17 protein-coding genes are annotated in these 19759 nt (G+C 35.3%); 10 read left to right on the forward strand and 7 right to left on the reverse strand.

Annotation, left to right across the window (positions count from 1 at the left end; genetic code table 11):
• Window positions 1–54 precede the first annotated feature (54 nt).
• A complete protein-coding gene (locus tag EG344_RS20215; protein ID WP_123911861.1) occupies window positions 55–1155 on the forward strand; it encodes a lactonase family protein in 1101 nt (366 codons plus the stop codon).
• 100 nt (window positions 1156–1255) lie between these two features.
• Complete coding sequence (locus EG344_RS20220; protein ID WP_123911137.1) at window positions 1256–1609, forward strand: DUF488 domain-containing protein; 354 nt, start codon at window positions 1256–1258, stop codon at window positions 1607–1609.
• 122 nt (window positions 1610–1731) lie between these two features.
• Here the strand turns inward: EG344_RS20220 and EG344_RS20225 are convergent, their stop codons facing one another.
• From EG344_RS20225 to EG344_RS20235, 3 genes are all read right to left on the reverse strand, one after another.
• Entirely contained in the window at window positions 1732–2937 is a 1206-nt protein-coding gene (locus tag EG344_RS20225) for an MFS transporter (protein ID WP_123911138.1), read from the reverse strand.
• A gap of 88 nt (window positions 2938–3025) precedes the next feature.
• A complete protein-coding gene (locus EG344_RS20230; protein ID WP_123911139.1) occupies window positions 3026–3937 on the reverse strand; it encodes a helix-turn-helix domain-containing protein in 912 nt (303 codons plus the stop codon).
• 94 nt (window positions 3938–4031) lie between these two features.
• Window positions 4032–4544: a hypothetical protein gene (locus tag EG344_RS20235; RefSeq protein WP_123911140.1), complete on the reverse strand. Its 513-nt coding sequence runs from the start codon at window positions 4542–4544 to the stop codon at window positions 4032–4034.
• Window positions 4545–4660: 116 nt separating this feature from the next.
• On the opposite strand from EG344_RS20235, the gene EG344_RS20240 reads away from it, so the two are divergent.
• Window positions 4661–6082, forward strand: a complete 1422-nt coding sequence (locus EG344_RS20240; RefSeq protein WP_123911141.1) for a PLP-dependent aminotransferase family protein — start codon at window positions 4661–4663, stop codon at window positions 6080–6082.
• 58 nt (window positions 6083–6140) lie between these two features.
• On the opposite strand, the gene EG344_RS20245 is transcribed toward EG344_RS20240, so the two are convergent.
• Window positions 6141–7625, reverse strand: coding sequence for a M1 family aminopeptidase (locus EG344_RS20245; protein WP_123911142.1), 1485 nt, complete (start codon window positions 7623–7625; stop codon window positions 6141–6143).
• A 338-nt stretch (window positions 7626–7963) separates the two neighbouring features.
• Between EG344_RS20245 and EG344_RS20250 the strand changes: the two genes are divergently transcribed.
• On the forward strand, window positions 7964–8140 hold the full coding sequence (locus EG344_RS20250; protein ID WP_034684091.1) for a histone H1: 177 nt from the start codon (window positions 7964–7966) through the stop codon (window positions 8138–8140).
• Between the two features lies 1 nt (window position 8141).
• On the opposite strand, the gene EG344_RS24080 is transcribed toward EG344_RS20250, so the two are convergent.
• Window positions 8142–8318, reverse strand: a complete 177-nt coding sequence (locus tag EG344_RS24080; RefSeq protein WP_164464480.1) for a hypothetical protein — start codon at window positions 8316–8318, stop codon at window positions 8142–8144.
• A gap of 57 nt (window positions 8319–8375) precedes the next feature.
• On the opposite strand from EG344_RS24080, the gene EG344_RS20255 reads away from it, so the two are divergent.
• The 6 genes from EG344_RS20255 (at window position 8376) to EG344_RS20280 (ending at window position 16672) form a co-directional block, all read left to right on the forward strand.
• Window positions 8376–9533: a hypothetical protein gene (locus EG344_RS20255; RefSeq protein ID WP_123911143.1), complete on the forward strand. Its 1158-nt coding sequence runs from the start codon at window positions 8376–8378 to the stop codon at window positions 9531–9533.
• A gap of 155 nt (window positions 9534–9688) precedes the next feature.
• Window positions 9689–11260: a M28 family peptidase gene (locus tag EG344_RS20260; RefSeq protein ID WP_123911144.1), complete on the forward strand. Its 1572-nt coding sequence runs from the start codon at window positions 9689–9691 to the stop codon at window positions 11258–11260.
• A gap of 266 nt (window positions 11261–11526) precedes the next feature.
• On the forward strand, window positions 11527–12657 hold the full coding sequence (locus tag EG344_RS20265; RefSeq protein ID WP_123911145.1) for a hypothetical protein: 1131 nt from the start codon (window positions 11527–11529) through the stop codon (window positions 12655–12657).
• A 37-nt stretch (window positions 12658–12694) separates the two neighbouring features.
• The gene (locus tag EG344_RS20270; RefSeq protein WP_123911146.1) at window positions 12695–13198 is read left to right on the forward strand and encodes a DUF4280 domain-containing protein; all 504 of its coding nucleotides are present in this window, start codon (window positions 12695–12697) and stop codon (window positions 13196–13198) included.
• 21 nt (window positions 13199–13219) lie between these two features.
• Entirely contained in the window at window positions 13220–15898 is a 2679-nt protein-coding gene (locus tag EG344_RS20275; RefSeq protein WP_123911147.1) for a M23 family metallopeptidase, read from the forward strand.
• Between the two features lie 9 nt (window positions 15899–15907).
• Window positions 15908–16672, forward strand: coding sequence for a hypothetical protein (locus EG344_RS20280; RefSeq protein WP_123911148.1), 765 nt, complete (start codon window positions 15908–15910; stop codon window positions 16670–16672).
• Window positions 16673–16830: 158 nt separating this feature from the next.
• Here EG344_RS20280 and EG344_RS20285 read toward each other — a convergent pair whose 3' ends face one another.
• Complete coding sequence (locus EG344_RS20285) at window positions 16831–17463, reverse strand: HAD family hydrolase (RefSeq protein WP_123911149.1); 633 nt, start codon at window positions 17461–17463, stop codon at window positions 16831–16833.
• A 144-nt stretch (window positions 17464–17607) separates the two neighbouring features.
• Window positions 17608–19731, reverse strand: a complete 2124-nt coding sequence (locus EG344_RS20290; RefSeq protein WP_123911150.1) for a Tex family protein — start codon at window positions 19729–19731, stop codon at window positions 17608–17610.
• Window positions 19732–19759: the final 28 nt, after the last annotated feature.

Genomic DNA, 19759 nt, shown 5'->3' on the forward strand with positions numbered 1-19759 from the left:
ATTTCTAAAACATTCAAAAAACTAATAAAAAAGTTGAAGAAAACATTAAGTACAATGCTTGTCATTTTAGCAGGCTTAAAATTATGTGCACAAAATACCTATGTATTTTTTGGGTCATTTAATCATGATAAAGAAACCGAAGGAATTTACGTATATGAATTAGATACCCTCAAAGGAAAACTATCAAAAGTAACATCCGTTAAAGGGGTCTTAAATCCATCATTTCTGACATTGTCTACAGATGGGAAATATGTTTTTGCCTGTACGGAGAGTAAAACGAAAAATGCAGGAAGTGTGAGCAGTTTTGAGTTTAATCCAGAGAAAAAATCTCTTATTTTTATCAATAGCCAGAAGAGTGGTGGAGAAAATCCCGTTTATCTTACAGTTCATAAGAGCGGAAAATGGTTGATTAATGGAAATTATACCGAAGGAAGTGCTTCTGTTTATCCCATTTCAGAAAATGGATGGATACAACCGAAAGTTCAGAATTTTCAATTTTCAGAAGGAAGTGTAAATCCGGACAGACAGGATCGGGCTCATATTCATTCAACAGTTTTTTCTCCTGATTTTAAGTATGTATTTTTACCAGATCTGGGAGCCGATAAAATCAGAACCTATAAATTTGAAGCCGATAAAAAAGAACCATTGACAGAAGCTGAAAAATCTTTCACGTCAACCCCTTTAGGGAGTGGACCAAGGCATTTTACTTTTCATCCCAATGGAAAATTTGGCTATTGTATTGAAGAAATGGGTGGTGCCATAAGTGTTTACCAGTATGATAACGGAAAACTGGAACCTATTCAGAGAATCAATACCCATTCCGATCAGTTTAAAAATGACTTTGAAAGTTCAGATATTCATATTTCTCCGGATGGACGCTATCTGTATGCTTCAAACCGAGGAAAGGAAAATAACATAGCCATATTTTCAATTTTGAATGACGGGACATTGAAAACGGTAGGGTATCAATCTACAAAAGGAAATCATCCAAGAACCTTTACGATTGACAGCACTGGAAAGTTTTTAATTGTAGCTCATCCGGTAAGCGGAACTGCCGTTGTCTTTAAGCGGAATTCAGAAACAGGATTACTGAAAAAAGTAGGCAGGAAAGTGAAATTGAACGGAGTTTCTACCGTTCAGATTAGAAAATATTAATGCCGAATGAATTGAAATTTAAAGTAATGAATTTCAATAATGAGGAATAGATTTTGCTGTTGTAATACTAATTTTATGACGTTTAATTAACTTTTACACCATGTCTGAAATTGCATTAAAAAGAGTATATGAAACTCCTTCTCCTCATGATGGCTATCGGGTTCTTGTAGACCGTTTATGGCCTCGTGGACTGACTAAAGAAGAAGCAGATATTGATGAATGGAACAAAGATCTTGCGCCTTCTTCCGAATTGAGAAAATGGTTTCATCATGATCCTGAACGATGGAAAGAATTTTCAGAAAAATATCTGAAAGAGCTCCATGAAAATAAGCCTGGAAAGGAGTTTCTGGAACAGCATAAAGGCCAGGAAAAGATCACATTGGTATATGCCGCAAAAGACGAAGAACATTGTCATCCCCTTATTTTAAAAAGTTATTTAGAAAGCCTGAAGTAAATTAACGTTGCCCTATCCTGAGTGAAACGCCTCTGCCATCCTTTATAATATTTTCAAGAGCATAACTTCGAAATTCCTGTTTGAAAAATAAAATAACAAGCAATAAATAAAAAAAGCAGAGATCAATTCTCTGCTTTTTCTTTTTTTACGGCCTGATTCATAATAAGAATGATTCCCAATAGAAAAATAGCAATGATAAGGTATCGCCAGGAAAGATCCTTTTGTTCCGTTACTGTTCCACTTACGGAAATAATAAAGCTGGTGACTGAAGTGATAACATAAACCAGTCCGCCCATCAATCCGCCGGCTGTTCCTGCGTTTTTAGGAAAATACAGCATACTCGTTGTAAAAAACGAAGTAAATAAAACGCCCGAACAGATATGAATAAAAAAGGCAAAAGGAATCATTATATAAAGACTCTCTGCAAAGTAGCTGGTGGTTATTAATCCTACAATTAATATCAGTTGAAGGATAATAGGCAATAAAATTCTCGATTTAAAATCCAAACCAAGTCTGCGTTTTCCTATAAAGCCTCCTATCATCCATGAAAATCCTAAAATCAGGGTACAATATCCAATCACTACAGGGGTAAAGTGGAATGTATTTTCAATAATGAAAGGGCCGGTAATATTGAAGAGCATCACAATAGAATAGCTTAATCCCAGTATAATGATTCCGAGCATGAAGATTTTGTTTTTAAGCATCATGGAATACAGGCTAATATTCTCTGAAAGATCCAGTTTCTTTTTTTGCGGAAGACTTTCACCGCTGAAGAACCATTCGAACAGAAATAAAAATCCTGCATAAAAAGCAAGGAAATAAAAGTTAGCATGCCAGTTGAAAAGCTTTTCAAGATAACCGCCAAGGAAAGGAGCCAGGATAGGACCACAAGACCAGGCAATCGTAAAGTAACTCAGATAATGTTTTACCCGTTCAGCATCATAAATATCTACAAAAATAGCACGTGTAGCTACAACAAGTACGGAAACAGCAATCCCTTGAAGAATACGGAGTAAGCATATTAATAAAATGCTGTTGGTCATGGTAATGAAAATACTGCTCAGGATTAAAACTAATAAAGCAAGTAATTTAGGACGATAACGACCGATGCTGTCCAGAATTGCCCCTACAAATAATTGAGAAATTCCGTAACTCAGCAGATAAGAAGTTAAAGTGATCTGTATATCTTTTTCTGAAACCATCATTTCCTTGGCCATAGAAGGGAAGGATGGCAGGTAAATATCAGTAACAAACCCCGAAAGCGGGATAGACACAAAGGCCATAATGGTTATTAATCTGATGCGTTTCTCAGATGCTTCTCTCAACATATTCATTCATTTTTTACCATGCAAAAATACTTCAAGAATAGAAAATTGAGTTTTAAAAGACAAAGTAAAAATTACAAAATTCAAATATTTAAAAAGAGTTCTTAAATTTTAATGGCGAAGTCTCGGCATGCTTTTTAAAGAAATTATTAAAATGGGAAGGCTGTTCAAAACCAAGAGTGTAGCCAACCTGGGCAATGTCCCAATTTGTGTATTTCAGAAGATTTTTAGATTCCTCAAATATTTTTTCTTTAATAATTTGAGTGGTCGTGAGGCTTGTAACCGATTTTACAGATGAATTCAAATGGTTGACATGTACATTCAGATGATCTGCAAAATCAGAAGCAGTTTTTAAAGCTAGAGGATAAGCTGGTGAATCCAGAGGAAACTGTTTGTTCAGGAGTTCATCAAACAATCTGTACAGTCGGACATTGGCAGGAAGCTCATTAAGACTTACATCCTCCACACGGTTTTCCAGGGCAAGGTGTAAAACAGAGGCAAGATTGCTTTTAATACCACTGCAGCGAAAAGGATAGGTAGAATGGTTTAGTTTGTACATCTGCTCAAAATATAGAGTAGCCAACTGAATCTGTTCCTCATTTAAAAATATAAACGGTTTGCTCCATTCCTTAAATAACGAAGTCTTTTTAAACAAGTTAAATTCTGAATTTACATTAAAAAATTCCTGATTGAACAAACAGGAAAACCCTTCCTGAAAATCATCTTCACATTCCCAGGTGTAAGGAATATTGGGAGATGGGAAGAAGAGTGCCGGGCGGTCAACATAGAGAGTATGAGTTCCGTAATGGGCTGTTCCTTTTCCTATGATAAAGCATATTTTGTAATAATCACGCCGGTTATAAGGGCTTTTAAAACTGCAATATTTTCTCGGAATGATGTTGAAATGGGTTTTTCCGGTCTCAAGATCTGCATCAGATATTTCGAGAATATTTCTGCGGGTACGTTTGTAATAGTCTTTTATGGTTTCCAGTTGATCGCTCATTTTTCCAGAATTATAAAAATCAAAGATAGGCAAATCTTTGGTTTTTAAGATTTGCCTTCAATAGTTTTTATGAGTGGTATTGATCGAAGATCTATTAATTCTTACTGATGTTCATTTTTAAAAGATAAGAAGGAAGCTGGAATGGAGCTGTTTTTGCATTTTCTTTAATAATAAAACCAGACTCTTTTAAAAATTCCAATAAAGGATCTTCTGCAAAGATGTTGGTCCAGATGATATCTGTAAAAGAGGCTGCCGCTTTGCATTTCTTCCATAGGGATTCACGAGTCTCAGTATTGTTATACTCCTGAAGAATTACAAAATGAAGCTCTGTAAGTCTTTTATCTTCAGGTGAGCCGGGATATCCTGAACCACTTTTTAGAATACCATATCCTACAGGTTGCTCATCTGCATATGTGATAATAAGCTGATTAGACAGGTTGTTGAGTTCATTAATCATTTTCCTTGGGTCCCAATTTTCTATATAGTGCCTGATCTCTTCTTCTGAAATAAGGTCTTTATAAGTAGTGCTTACATAAGATTTGATAATTATAAAAAGATCATCAACACCCTCGTCTGAACCTATGGTAAATTTTGATATGATTTTCATTCTTTTTTCTTCAAAATTATGAGATTAATCAATTCAGAAAGGATACAGATGGCTAAAATGTTACCGGTACAGATCTTAATTTTGTAAATTTGTTCGGTACAGATTGCGATAAGATAATGAAAACCTATAAATACGAAGCTTTTACAAGAATTATTGAAGAACAGATCCGTCATGGAATTTTACAGAGTGGTGATAAGCTGCCATCTATCCGTGAAATAAAAGAAAGATACCATCAGAGTATAAGCTCAGTGCAAAGCGGTTTCGAATATTTAATGATTAAAGGTTTGATTGAAAGCCGCCCACGCTCAGGCTATTTTGTAGCTGAGAAAAGAGATGAGAATATTCCTGAGGCCAGAATGAAGCTTTCTCCTGTTATTCGTGATGAGGAATTTATGAAGAATATACTGCTGACTTCCAAAAGAATTTCAGAATCGAGTTCTTTCAATACAGCAATACCTGATGATCTTTTGATTCCACAAAAACTGATTCTAAGAACCATGCAGGAAGTGATCCGGGAAAAAGGAGCTTCTCTGCTGAGATATTACCCTTCTAATGGGCTTGAAGGACTGAGAAAACAGATCGCTAAGCAAATGGCAATATATGGCTGCAGTTTCAATTCTGATGAACTGATTATTACAGACGGTGCTTTGCAGGCGCTCACAATTGCATTAAGTTCTGTAACCAAGGCAGGTGATGTTGTTGCAGTAGATAGTCCGTGTGTATTTTCCATTTTGGAGGTTATTGCCAATCTGGATTTGAAGGTTATTGAGATCCCTGTTCATTACCGAAGTGGCTTTGATACAGAATATTTCAGGAAAGTTTGTGCCGAAAATGAAATTCGGGCTCTTATCGTTACCCCGAATTTTCATAATCCAACCGGAATCAGGATGAGTGATGAAACCAAAAAGGATTTATTGGAAATCGCAGAAGATTATCAGGTGTGTATTATCGAAAACGATATGTATTCTGACCTTTATTTTGAGGAAAAGAGACCATCCAGTATTAAAAGTTTTGATGAAAAAGGAAGGGTAATGACCTATTCTTCATTTTCAAAGACATTGGCTCCCGGGATTCGGTTAGGCTGGCTGTGTGCCGGGCAATTTTATGCAAGAGCAGAAAGAGCAAAATTTGCCCTGGGTCGGTCAGTATCTCCTATTTATCAGGAGTTGATGCTGAGGCTTTTACAGGAGAATAGCTATGAAAGACATTTGCGATCATTTCGTAAAAAGCTCAATCAACAGGCTATTCAGTTACTTGAAGTCCTGAGAAAATCATTTCCGGAAGGAGCCTATTTCCATAGACCTCAAGGTGGGTACAGTATTTGGGCACAAATGCCGGAAAACATGGATATGAAGAAATTTTATAAGTATTGTGAATCAAAGAATATTTTATTTACACCTGGAAGCATATTTTCCCTTAGCGATAGATACGATCATCACTTCAGAGTGGTTTTTGCAGAAAGAATAACTCCTGAAAGTCTTCATCTATTAAATAGAACGGGAATGAAAGCTTGTGAATTTATTCTAAGTGGAAACTAAGGCGGAGACGATTTATTAAAAGAGAAAACTATTTTTCGGGGAGATTGAGATCCATATTTTATTTAGTCAGATATTTGATATTCTTGTTCTTATCAACTTCTAATTGAGGAATTGTATCCGTTGTAGGAAAAGAAAAGCCATCGATCCATTTTTCTTTCTTAAGATCAATATCTTCACCGCCTATCATATGTTTCTGAAAGAAATAAGAGATATCCTGCTCCAGATATTTCTGAACAAGGTCAAGGAAAAACTCATCCGTAAACTTTACACTCTTCTCAGTACAGGTTTTCAGAAGCTCCCGCATCAGGTCGTCTAGAGATTTTTGGTAATTGGTTTTCAACATAATTTGATTATCCAGCCAGAAGGCAAAAATAGCCCCTCGTCTATAGGGAACCTTTTCTATATTTCTACTTTTCCAGAAGTCATCTTTTATTTTGTAATTAGGAATGTTTTTTTCAGGATTCTTCCAATGGCTTTTAATGATTTCGGTGTTAAAAAGCTTTTGCCATTCCTCCATTGAGATATCTTTTATTCTCAATCTGTTTTTGTAGGTGTAATAATCAGTAAAACCTTCACTGAACCAATAATTGAGCTCTTCGTGCTTATTTTGAATTTTATTTCCAATCCATTCATGCATTAATTCATGATGAAAAAGGTACAGGTATGAATTCTTGTTATTGAAAGGATTATTGGTTCCCTGGATCATAAATGCATTTTTAATAGCAGAACCTGTAGTACTGTATCCTTTATACAGGCTGTCTTTTTGGGAAACAGTGGGTGTCATGGTAATGGTAAAGTAATCCTGATCGTAGTCTTGCCAGAAATCCCTTTGAGATTGTACGGCTTTCTTAAGATTGGAAAATAAAAAATCATCTGTAAAACCGTTGTTCCATTCGCCCCTCAAGGCAAAATAAATAGGTTTATCATGTACTTTAAAATTGTAAAACCTGTAATCACCACCTATAAAAAGAGAGTTATAAAAGCCGTCCCAAAGAGTTGTTTTGATTTTCTGTTTGTGAATTTGAGAGGCAAAATTATTATGAAGTTTAAACTTTTCCGGAAAATTGATCCATTCAACAGAGAATTCAAATTCTACCTCATCAGGCGTTTTCGTGAAAGAGAATGGAACCATGAAAAGATTCTTTCCTAAAACATGAAAGAACGTGTTATTGATTCTTGGGCGGTTGAATATCTTATAATTAGGATCTGTAAAATCTTGCTTGATGTGATAAATTAGGGAAAATTCAGTTCCTTTTTTCTTTTGGATCTTAATCTTATTGCTTTCAGGGGTAATTTCAAAGGTAATATCAGGGTTTTCTTCCTTTACTATTGCCAGGTTTTTAAAAAGGTCTTTCTCGCCCCAGCTTTCATTAGCATAATAAAAGGATAAAGTATCAGACGCTTTTTTCAACTTATAATCTACCCGTACTTTTAAACCATTCTTTGCAAGGTTTCCATCATAATAAACTTTATAGCTAATCTTGTTTTGTGAAAAGGCAAATAATGGCAATATAAGCGTTAGGAAAAATATTTTTCTGAACATGGATTAAGTCGTTTTTTCCAAATTTAATATAAATATCCAAAACAGAAGACAATCCATGATGTGTTTTGAAAAAATAAGGCAAGTGCTAAACTTTTTAAATTTTGTTGTCATTATAATTAACATTTTGAAGAAAAACGAAGGAAAGAATTGTGGGAGATATTTGACTTACCAAGGATTTCAAGAGGTTTTTTATGAGAATTGAAGGTCAAAAATCGATAAAAATCGGTTCAAGGGTAGAAATATGTTAAAAATTCAGTGATTTTGCCCAAACTTTTTTCTTTGCTACTAGGCTGGAATCACCATAAAACCTATATTTGCAGCCTAAATTTTTAAATATAATGAAAGAACTAATTGAAAAAATCAACGCAGAATTTGAAGCGTTCACAACTGAGGCAAACCAACAAGCGGAAAAAGGAAACAAAGCAGCTGGTACAAGAGCTCGTAAATCAGCTTTAGAACTAAGCAAATTGTTCAAGGATTTCAGAAAAGTTTCTGTAGAAGAATCTAAGAAGTAATTCAACCTTTAGCCGGCTTTTGTAGCCGGTTTTTTTTTACCCATATCGCAATCAGTTTCTCAGGATTACCATGATTTCTCAAAGCGTCAAAAGTTCCGATCTTAAATGAATTTGAAAAGCCGAAAATAAATTCATGTCTATTGATTTCGTTTTTAGCCTCAAATATTAAATTTTTCATTGTAGAATGGTTATCATCTGTATAATTTGTATTTTAGAAATATCAATTACACAAAATATGATGAAATATTCTTATTTACTGTTTATTCTGTTTTTTAATCTTTTTTCAGCCCAAAAGCTTCAGGTTGTAGATTCTGAAAATGGAAAACCGATTCCTAATGCAAGAATTCTTTTGCATAATCAGATTGTTTATACTAATGAAGAGGGGCTGGCACCCGTGGATCAAAGTTCAGTAAACTTTGAAATTTCAGCATCGGGATTTCAAAAGGTGACTATTCAGGAATTTTATTCTCCGGTAAAGCTGAAAAGAGGCTATAAAAAAATTGATGAAGTAAAACTCATAAAAGCAGATCTGAAGCAGATCTTTGAAGACGTTGCCAGCCATTACAAAAAAAGATATTATAATGAACCCTCCCTTTATGATGTTACTTATAAAGAAAAAAGGATTGATAATAACCAAATCCATTTTTTAGTTATTGCAGAAACAAAATTATGGAGTAAAACTAATTTTTACAATCGTAATAAATCTTTTGATAACAACCTCCAGATGCAGCTGAATAATGTAAAATACTTTAAAGATCTAAAATCAGACAGCATGTTTGTAAAGGGAATCAAGAAATTCTCTGATGAATATATGGGAAATTATTTCTTTAATTTTGAGTTAAACAGGGCTTTGGCCCATGTAAAAAATAAGGCATCTAAATATTCCGGATGGATATTTTTCGAACAGGGGGATGAGCAATTCATCACATTTAACATTAAGTCAGGATTAGGAATTGAGATGGAGGGAGAATTGAAATATAATAAAGCGGATAAAGTGATTACTTATTTTGAAATTCGTTATTTACAGGATCAATATCCAATTGTTAAAAGAAGAACTGGTGAAGGGGAAGAGTTTGATTATCAATTGGGAAATGCAATACTTGTTTTTGATTTTTACAAAAATGCAGGCGTGTATGTTCCTGCTATGAGCAAGATTGAAGGCAACAAATATGTTGCTTATTATAAAGGAGTTAAACATGAACGGAAAATCAGCAGAGAACTTATTTACAATACCTTTAAGAAATCCGATGAGGGATTAACCCCTAGAGTAGATTTTAAGAAAGATATCTGGGAGAATACTTCGGTAAAGGAAAATAAAAATAATACCATTTTATTGACCACGGAAGAACAAGCTTTTGTGAACAGAAAGCTCCCTGACTTCAGATCAAAATAAACAGGAACTGTCATGTTATTAAATTAATACATTAGGGTAATATTTTCATTTTTCTTCAAAAATGGAGCTGAATGCTGATGTCTAAAGACTTTTTTACTGTAATTCCTTTATCATCTCCACAATTTCCTTTATCTTTAATGCAATCAATATACATTATGAGGATAAATAGATTTTTTGCAGTACCGGCTGTCATGTTGGCTGCCCAATTTTCATGGGCTCAGGTAAAGGTAGACCCAAAAGAAAACCTTAACCCAATCATAAAAAGCATTGTAGATGAAGTGAATAACAATTCCCAGCTTGAAGGGATGGCGTATGAGCTTCTGGATGGGATAGGACCACGTCTTGTGGGAACTCCGGAAATGCTTGCTGCGAATGAGTGGAGTGCTGAAAAGCTACGCTCATGGGGAATTGATGCCAACCTTCAGCAGTTTGGAACCTGGAAAGGATGGCAGAGAGGAACTACCCATGTTGATATGGTGTTTCCAAGGACTAAATCTTTGACAGCTACTCAGCTGGCGTGGAGTCCTGCTACTAAAAAAGCAGTTGAAGCGGAGGTAATTATTCTTCCAAGAGTGTCTTCTAAGGCAGAATTTGATAAATGGCTTCCCGCTGTAAAAGGAAAGATTGTGCTGATGGCCCAATATCAGAAGATAGGACGTTCTGATGAGCAGATCAAGGAGTTTGCAACCCCTGAACTTTATGAAAAACTTAAGGCAGAAAAAGATCAGGCAACCAAGGACTTTGCAGCTTATGTAAAGAACATTGGATATGATAATAATACTCTTCCTCAAGCATTAGAAAATGCAGGTGCGGTTGGAATTGCCATTTCAAACTGGACCGGGATTATGGGTGCAAACAGGATCTTCGGAGCCAAAACATCCAAAATTCCAATGATTGATATTGATGTGGAAGATTATGGGATGCTTTACAGAATGGCAGAGAAAGGAGCTCAGCCTAAAATTAAAATCGATGCTCAGTCGAAAGTCCTTCCCGATGCGAAAAGCTTTAATACCATCGGTATGATTAAAGGGAAAGAAAAACCGGATGAGTATGTCATTCTATCTGCTCACCTTGATTCTTGGGATGGAGCTCAGGGAGCCACAGACAACGGAACAGGTACATTGACGATGCTTGAAACCATGAGAATTCTTAAAAAATACTATCCTAATAACAAAAGGACAATTGTGATCGGACTTTGGGGAAGTGAAGAACAAGGATTGAATGGTTCAAGAGGCTTTGTAGTAGATAATCCTCAGATTATAAAAGGAACACAGGCAGCATTTAATCAGGATAATGGTACCGGACGTGTCATCAATATCAGTGGCCAGGGATTTGTGAAAGCTTATGATTATATCGGAAAGTGGCTTGATGGAGTTCCAAAAGCAGTAAGAACCCACATTAAGACTGATTTTCCCGGAATGCCTGGTGGTGGCGGATCAGACCATGCTTCATTCGTAGCAGCTGGAGTACCCGGATTTTCGCTAAGTTCCTTGAATTGGGGCTATTTTGGATATACATGGCATACGACAAAAGATACCTATGACAAAATCGTTTTTGATGAGGTGAAAAATAATGTGATCTTAACAGCAGCATTAGCTTATATGGCGTCTGAAGATCCTGAATTCACCAATAGAGAAAAAAGAGTAATGCCTAAAGATGATAAAGGAAACCTGGTACAATGGCCGGAAGTAAAAGAACCTAAAAGAAGCTCTAAAGATTATAAATAATAAAAGATTCTATATACATAGAATTACTTGAATGAAAGAGGTTGCCTGCAAAGGTGACCTTTTTTATTGTTTCACGTCGTTCATTTTTGAAATACAATAGATATTGCCATTTTAGAGCAGATGATTTCTTTGTTTTGTACAATATTTTTGTTTTTTGTACATATTTTACGTGAAAATATGCAATAAAAAAACATGTAAATACAAAAAGATGTAAAGTGTGGATTTTTAATTTTAAAAACTTTTTAGAATTAAAAACACACAACATTATGAAAAAAAATATTTCAGATCGGAAAGATCCGATTCATACGACTGACCCTATAAACAAGCAAAATTTTTATGTTGTAAAGTCTGGAGAGACGCTGGAAAGCATTGCTTTGGATCTTATGCTTGAAAATCCCCGGTATCTTCTGGAATATCATAATCAGCGCTGTAGTTTTCTGGATATGATTCCTGAGAACGGAAGATTAAGATGGATGCAAAAACTTTATATTCCAAGTCCGGAAGACATTCTTGAAATAAATACAATTATACAGGAACGGGGAGAAAGTGTATATAAGTCATTTTCTAAAGGAAAAATTCCCTTCAATGCTGAGGCGGTTTCCGGAGTATATAAGGTCAGGCAAACCGAAAGTGATGATGGAATACTGAAGAGTGAATATGCTTATTCAATCTATTGTAATTATATAAAAGAAGAGGAAAAGGGATATCGTATTCATTTTTCAATGAGTGATTTTACTAAAGATGGTGAAGAGCTGGAACAGAAGATCAACAGTCTGGCTTCAGCGTTTGTGAAAATTATTTATCCGGTAACATTCATTATAGATCGTTCTGGAAAATTGGTAGCTGCAGAAACTCATAAAGAGATCCGGCATATAATAAATGAAATTGAAGCATTAAAAAAATATCATCAAGGCTCTTATGCATCGCGGCATATCAATCAGATGAAAGATAAAATGGCTCACCCAAAGGTTATTTTTAGCAGTTTGAAAACTATATTACCCGTACAGTTTATTTTCAGTTCTTTTTATCAGACTCATTATAATATACAAGGCTTTTCAGTTCCATATACAGATGAATTTTCATGGCTGGCTCCAGCTTCTCCTATCAGGATGGAAATAATCAATCAAACCTTATCAGAAGAAAAATCCGGATGTATAGAAGTAGTACAGACAGGGAAATCTGTGGATTACCGGACGGTTGAAGAATTGTACGATACGGATTGGGAATATGATGAGTTGGAAAAACCTCATTCAAAATCACTGATTGCAAGCCATTCGGCAATGTATACATTAAAGGCTGCTGATTTTTCTATACAGAAAATAAAAGCAGGGTTTCATATTCAGATGGCCGATTATGAGAAGTCCATGACTTTTGAGCTAGAAAAATTAGCAGGATAATTAAAAAAACACAATTGAACCCACACAACACAAAAAAATGTCAGAAAATTTATCAACACACAACGGAAAGCATTTTGTCATCCAAAAAGGCAAAGCCAGCTGCAATCAGGGAGATGTGTTCCCTCAGTTTAAGGTAAATTCCCATCAAAAGCATTACTGGAACCAACAAGACATTACAGCAGATTATCTTGCGGTAACAGAAGAAGATATACACTTCAATCCTGCCGGGTCAAGTTTCGGAAAATGCAGATTAAAACCCACATCTGGCGGATATTTACCCTGTGCGTATGTCCCTGCCGGAAAATGGCAAAAGACTTATGAAAAGGTAAAGATTATGGGGAAAAGCTGCCTTTCTGAAATCTCCGAACTGATGTGCAGTACTGGAGGAATGATTACTGTGAAGGAACATGGCCAGACTTCTACTATGAACAGGCAAGGTATAACCCTGGCTGATCCCCAAAGTTACCATCTTATTAATCCGTTTATGGATTTAAAAGAATCTCAGGCAGAACTGGAAGAACCCGATCCGATTTATGAATAAAACATTTCAAAACTAACAAGTATGGCAAAATTGACTATTACAGGCAATACCCAACCTATTGTTGGAAATACGGAGGCATATTCACTTTCAGTCTTTGATAATCTGATGTCTTCCAATTCTTTTTCTTTTCCACCCTCCAAAGTACAGTGGAATATTCATGTAAAGGATCAGAAAGGATGGCGGATCACTCATGGGAATGCCAAAGATGGAGAACATATAACCTATAAATTCACCCATAAAAGCTTAAAATACAAAGCTTTAAAAATTGAAGTGACAAGAGGGAAGGACAAAGGTGAATTGTATATAAAACCACAGCCGGCTGAAGAACCCAAAATACTCCGTGTAGATCTATTAGATATTAATTCTCAGCGGCTGCAAAAAGGAAAACTACTTCATTATACAGATACTTTAATTGCTAAGGCCCATTGTGTGGGAATGTTCGGACATAAAGTATCTTTTACTTTATGGGAAGACGATGCAATAGGTGAGGGGCATGATCCGGTTATTAATATGATGAACAGGATCAATCCAGTGCCTCTTGTTGGGGAAGTGGATCATGAAGGGATTGCTAAAGTCATTTTCAGGTTACCCAGCTATACCATGGCTGTACAGATCGCTAATGCCCAGGTGGCCAGGGGAGATCAGAATGAAGGGAAAACCCATGAGTATTATGTGACGGCAGAAATGGCTTCTAAACATATTCTGAAGGCCAGTCCCAATGTAAATGTGGCTAATCCTACTCATGTTCCTGAACCTCCTAAAAAGCAAAAGCCCAAAGAAACACTTCCCGCTCACAGAAAACCTCCTGTGGCTCCTGAAAAGAAAGACACAAAGCCTGCTAAACCCAAACCTAAAGAGGATACTCCAAAGTTTCCACAAACTCCGGCGGCCAGGAAACAGGCCGATCCTGAAGGAAAGATCATAAGTGTGGAATTTACAGATGCTACAGGAAAGCCTTTGAAAAATGCTAAAACTGGCGATGTTGTATCTATTAAGATCAGCACCCGGAATATGAGCGGGAAAAATGTAAAGGTAAGGATCTGGGAAGAAGATTTCTCACGCTATAGCAATGATCTGGTATATGAAGTATCCGCAAAGCTGGCTTACAATACGACAAACTTTATCAATGGGGTTATCTTAACAAAAGATATGTATACCAAAAGCTACGAATGGGGTGAAGGGAACGAACGGGAATATTTTATAGAGGTTGAGCACTTGAATACCTCTGTAACCTCTCAGGTGATTCCGGTAAGCCCGGATGCTGAACCGGTGAAAGTGGAGGCTAATGATTCTCCCTCGATTATTAAGGAACCGAAACAGGAGAAGAAAGGAAGCTGTATCTGTCAGGAACAATATAAAGACTTAGTTTGGGGAGAAAAAGTAAGTTGTGAGTTTAGGAAGAAGGTTGTCCAAATTTGTGCGGAATTATGGGGAGAAAATAGAAAAATGGAAATGGCTAATGGTCTAATGGCGGTAATGAAGGTTGAGACTAATGGAACATTTAAAGCACAACAATTAGAGGGTTGGAGATCAGTCAAAGATCCAAAAGAAATGACCATAAAAGACTTTTGGAAAGAAGGTGAAAGGAAATCATCTCGTGCCGTAGGCTTAATTCAATTTACTCAAGATGCATTACAAAATAATCTTAAAGAGTATAAAAGTAATCTTAAATTATCTGTGGAAGAACGTTTTGATGAGCTAAATAAATTGAAGTTACAATATGCACAAATGGGAGAGATAAAACAGCTTGATAAAATCAAAAAATATTTTGAAAGCCAAAAAAACAGTATCAAATCACCAGAGGATATTTACCTATCCGTTTTTGCGCCCATAGGAGTGGGAAAAAGTAATGATTATATATTATATCAAAAATATGATAATCCTCAAAATAATCAAGAGAAAACCAGCAATCAAAACTACCAGGCAAATAAAAGTGTAGATCAAGAAAATAATTATGATCACAAAATCCAAAGAAATGAAATATTAGGAAGGTACAAGATTAGTTTTACACAAGGTTCAGGTAATAAACCCAAAACATTTGCTTGTGAAAACGCTCAAACTACTCCCCAAAATCCTACTCCCAAGGGCAATAAATGGCATGATCCTGTAGACAATCCAATGTTATGTCTATATACACAGAATGGAAATTATAGACCCAGATATAATGTTTTTGGAACGGTTAGAAAAGAAAGAAGTAATCACAATCATCAGGGAATTGATATTCTTGCTTTACCTAGTTCAAATGTTTATGCTTGTGTTGATGCCTATGTTGAATTTATCAGTGTTCAACCAGGATATGGAAATGTAATTTGTCTAAAAGTTAAAGAACCTAAGGAATTTTTACAAAGAAAAAGAGAGATTAATTTGCAATATTCAAATATGGGAGAAATAGAAATAGGGCCTGGTTTTAGTTTTGATGGTGATTTTTATTTATTTTATGCTCATTTACAAGAAATAGATAAATCTCTAAAAGTCAAACAAGAAGTTACTTGTGGAAAAATTATTGGTAAGAATGGCACTAGCGGATACGGACAAACAAAAGACCCACATTTACACTTTGAAATTAAAAGTTCTACAAGCGGAGGGGGACTAAGCAATCGATGTCACCCTGGTATTTTTGTATACTATAAAGATGAAAATACAATGTCAGAAACAGAAAAAAACTATCAAAAAGAAGTAGCACAAAAATTTTGGGATTAATTAGCAATTATGAAAAAGTGGATAACAATTTTAATCTTCTTCTTATTATTATCTTGCCAAGGACAGAAAAAAGAAGAGAAAAAAAATAATGAAAAGGAAACACCAAAATCTGAAGTTTCAGATAAAATAGATAATGCAAAAAAAATAATTCAATTAATCGAAATTAATTGTAATCAAGAAAGTACCGAAGCTCCTAATTATAATCTAAGTTGTAAAAATTTCAATGTTTCAAATATAATTCTAGAAGGAACTGATCAAAACAGATATGAACTTATAACTTTTGCTTTTAATGATATAGAGAAAGCCATAATTCGAAAAATCAATAATGAAGATTTAGAAACCTCTTCTCCAACAATTTACTTTTCGGCTACCACTAAAAATTATGTAATATTCTTTCCTATAGATGGTGATAATCATTTTGGATGGAAACTATATCTGTATAAAAATAAAATTTTATACCCGTTAGGGCAACGGGTAATGTATTGGAAACCTAATTATGAAGAATCTAATATTAATTACTCTCATATACTAAGTGTCTATGAAACCGGAGATAGTATTTTGGTTGAAATACCAAGTAAATACATTATTAAAAATGATAATGATTACAAAAATTATCCTAATTATTTAGATGGAAAATGCTATGACAAAGAAGATAAATCTTACTATGAATTTTCCACATCAAAAATTGAATATTACAAAATATATAAAAATGGGCTTTTTGAAGGAGATTATAATAAAATGATTAATAATAAAATAATTGATTTGATAAAATAGGATATATTATTCATACAGTTAAAAAATATTCGGACGTAAACCCAAAGTTGTGTTAGCATTACGATTCTGGGTACATAAGTACATTAGCAATATATTGAAAAATATAAGGGTAATAATAAAAATAAAGCCATCCCGCAAAACTGTGAGATGGCATTTATTTAAATATAATTCTTTAAATCAGACAATGTTGAAACCTGGGCTTCATGCGGTTTGGAAAGTTTTCCAAAACCATAGTCACAAAAAATAAAAGGCAATTCGTTGGAAGCAGCAGAATCATAATCCGTCTGAGTATCCCCAATGTATATAGAATCTTCGATGGATAGACCATTTCTTTCCATAAGGAAATGTATGTTTTCTGACTTTGTCTTTTGTGTGCGTCCATGAGATTCAAAGTCTACAAATAGAGTATTAAACTGGTAATATTCTAAAAAAGACTCAATATATCCATCCTGGCAATTGCTTACAATAAAAAGATTGTGGGTATTGGCCAGACTTTTCAATGTATCCTCAACACCTGGATAAAGAATGCCGCCTTGTATACGCAGTATTTTATTTTCCTGGGCTACTACTTCAGAAAGGAGTTCCTCAATCTGAAGGTCTGAAATTCCCGGAAGCATATCCTTCAGAATATCATGAGCCAGTAAACCCATATATTGATTCATATCATCAGGTTTCAGTTCCTGTTGTATCAGTTGATGCTTACTTAAAACATCATTCCATATTTTGATAATCGTTGCTCTGGAATCCCATAAAGTTCCGTCCAGATCGAAAATTAAGTTTTTATAATTCAAAGTGTTTCTTTTTTAATTACGATTTTTTTAAATTTTATTAAGCAATTATTTAACCATTAAAACAGGTACAGAGAGTAAAAACTTTAAAGCGAAGCCATGCTCAACATCTTAAAAGAATTTAATGGTTGAAATAATAGATATTGCTTATAAAATCATGCTTAATTGCACTCTTTTCCTTGCCTCATCCACTTCCGTTACTTTTACTCTTACATGCTGATGCAGTTTTACGACCTCATTTACATCAGAAACAAATCCGTCTTTAAGCTGAGAAATATGAACCAAACCACTTTCTTTAATTCCAAGATCCACAAAACATCCAAAAGCGGTAATATTGTTCACGATTCCCGGTAAAATCATACCTGCTTTCAAGTCTCTGATGCTTTTTACATGAGGATCAAATTCAAATACTTTGGCAGCTTTCCTCGGATCTAAGCCTGGTTTTTCAAGCTCCTTTAAAATATCTTTGATTCCCAGAATTCCGATGTCCCCGGTAATATAATTTTCAGGTTGTATCAGGGCCACTTTTTCCTTATTGCCAATCAGTTCATCAGCTTTAATTCCCAGATCTTTAGCCATTTTTTCAACAATTCTATACGATTCAGGGTGTACCGCAGAGTTGTCCAATGGATTTTTTGAATTGGTAATTCGTACAAACGCAGCAGCCTGCTGGAAAGCTTTTTCTCCAAGTCTTGGAACTTTCTTAAGCTGTTTTCTATCTTCAAAGGCTCCGTTTTCAGCTCTGTAGTTCACAATATTTTCAGCCATTTTTTCTCCAATTCCGGAAACATAACTTAATAAAGATTTACTAGCTGTATTTAAGTTAATTCCTACAGAATTTACACATTTCATCACGGTAGAATCCAGTTCATTTTTCAATTGAGTCTGATCTACATCATGCTGATACTGCCCAACTCCAATAGATTTTGGATCAATTTTCACCAACTCAGCCAATGGATCAGAAAGTCTTCTTCCAATAGAAACCGCCCCACGAACGGTTACATCATAGGTTGGAAACTCTTCCCTTGCAATTTTGCTGGCAGAATACACCGAGGCACCCGCTTCCGAAACTACAAAAACCTGTAAAGGCTTATCAAAAGCAATTTTCTTAATAAAAAATTCAGTTTCACGGCTTGCCGTTCCGTTTCCGATAGAAATAGCTTCAATATTATAGGCATTCACCATAGAACGGATTTTTTTCATAGCCATTCCGGATTCATTCTGAGGAGCGTGAGGGTAGAGGGTTTCATTATGAAGAAGATCTCCCTTTTCATCGATACAAACCACTTTACAGCCGCTTCTGTAACCAGGATCAATCGCCAGAATTCTTTTTTCTCCCAATGGCGGAGCCAGCAGTAACTGACTCAGATTTTCAGAGAAGATCTCAATTGCTTTTTTATCCGCTTTTTCTTTAGCTTCCTGTAATGCTTCATTGGAAATAGCAGGTTCCAGAAGTCTTTTATAGCTGTCTTTAATCGCTAGAGCAATCTGTTCAGAACTTTCATTATTAGACTTGATAATCGCTTTTTCAATAAAATCGATGGCTTCTTCTTTATCAATCCCAACGTTGGTTTTCACAAAGCCTTCGGTCTCCGCTCTTAACATTGCTAAAAGTCTGTGAGAAGGGATTCTGCTGAGGTTTTCTTCCCATTCAAAATATTGGGAGAACTTCTGAGCATCTTCTTCCTCTTTTTTAGCCTTCACCACTTTAGAGGTAACAATAGCCTTACGTTGGAATAAACGACGCAGGTTCTTACGAATATACATGTTTTCATTGATCCATTCTGCCATGATATCTCTGGCTCCCTGGAGCGCGTCTTCCTCAGAAGGAACTTCATTATTCAAATATTTGGAAGCCAGAAACAATACCTCATTGTTCTTCTGGCTCATAATGATTTTAGCTAAAGGTTCCAATCCTTTTTCCTTGGCGGCATCAGCCTTGGTCTTTTTACGCTTTTTGAAAGGAAGGTATAAATCCTCCAGTTCTTGAATATCAAAGCTTTCTTCAATTTTTTGTTTCAGTTCAGGAGTTAAAGCACCCTGTTCTTCTATAGATTTTAAAATAGATTCCTTTCTCTTCATGATCTCCTCAAATTGTTTGCTGATCTTGGCGATCTGCTCAATTTGCGTTTCATCCAGGTTTCCGGTTTTATCTTTCCGGTAACGGGAAATAAAAGGAATGGTACAGTCTTCTGCTAATAATTGTAATGTATTGTTGATGCTCTTCTCAGAAATATCGAGATGCTTTTGTATAAATTCTACGGTCGTCATTGTTCTGTTTTCGGAAGGCTAAAATAAC

The sequence above is a fragment of the Chryseobacterium sp. G0162 genome, assembly GCF_003815715.1.
In the GTDB taxonomy this organism is placed as follows: domain Bacteria; phylum Bacteroidota; class Bacteroidia; order Flavobacteriales; family Weeksellaceae; genus Chryseobacterium.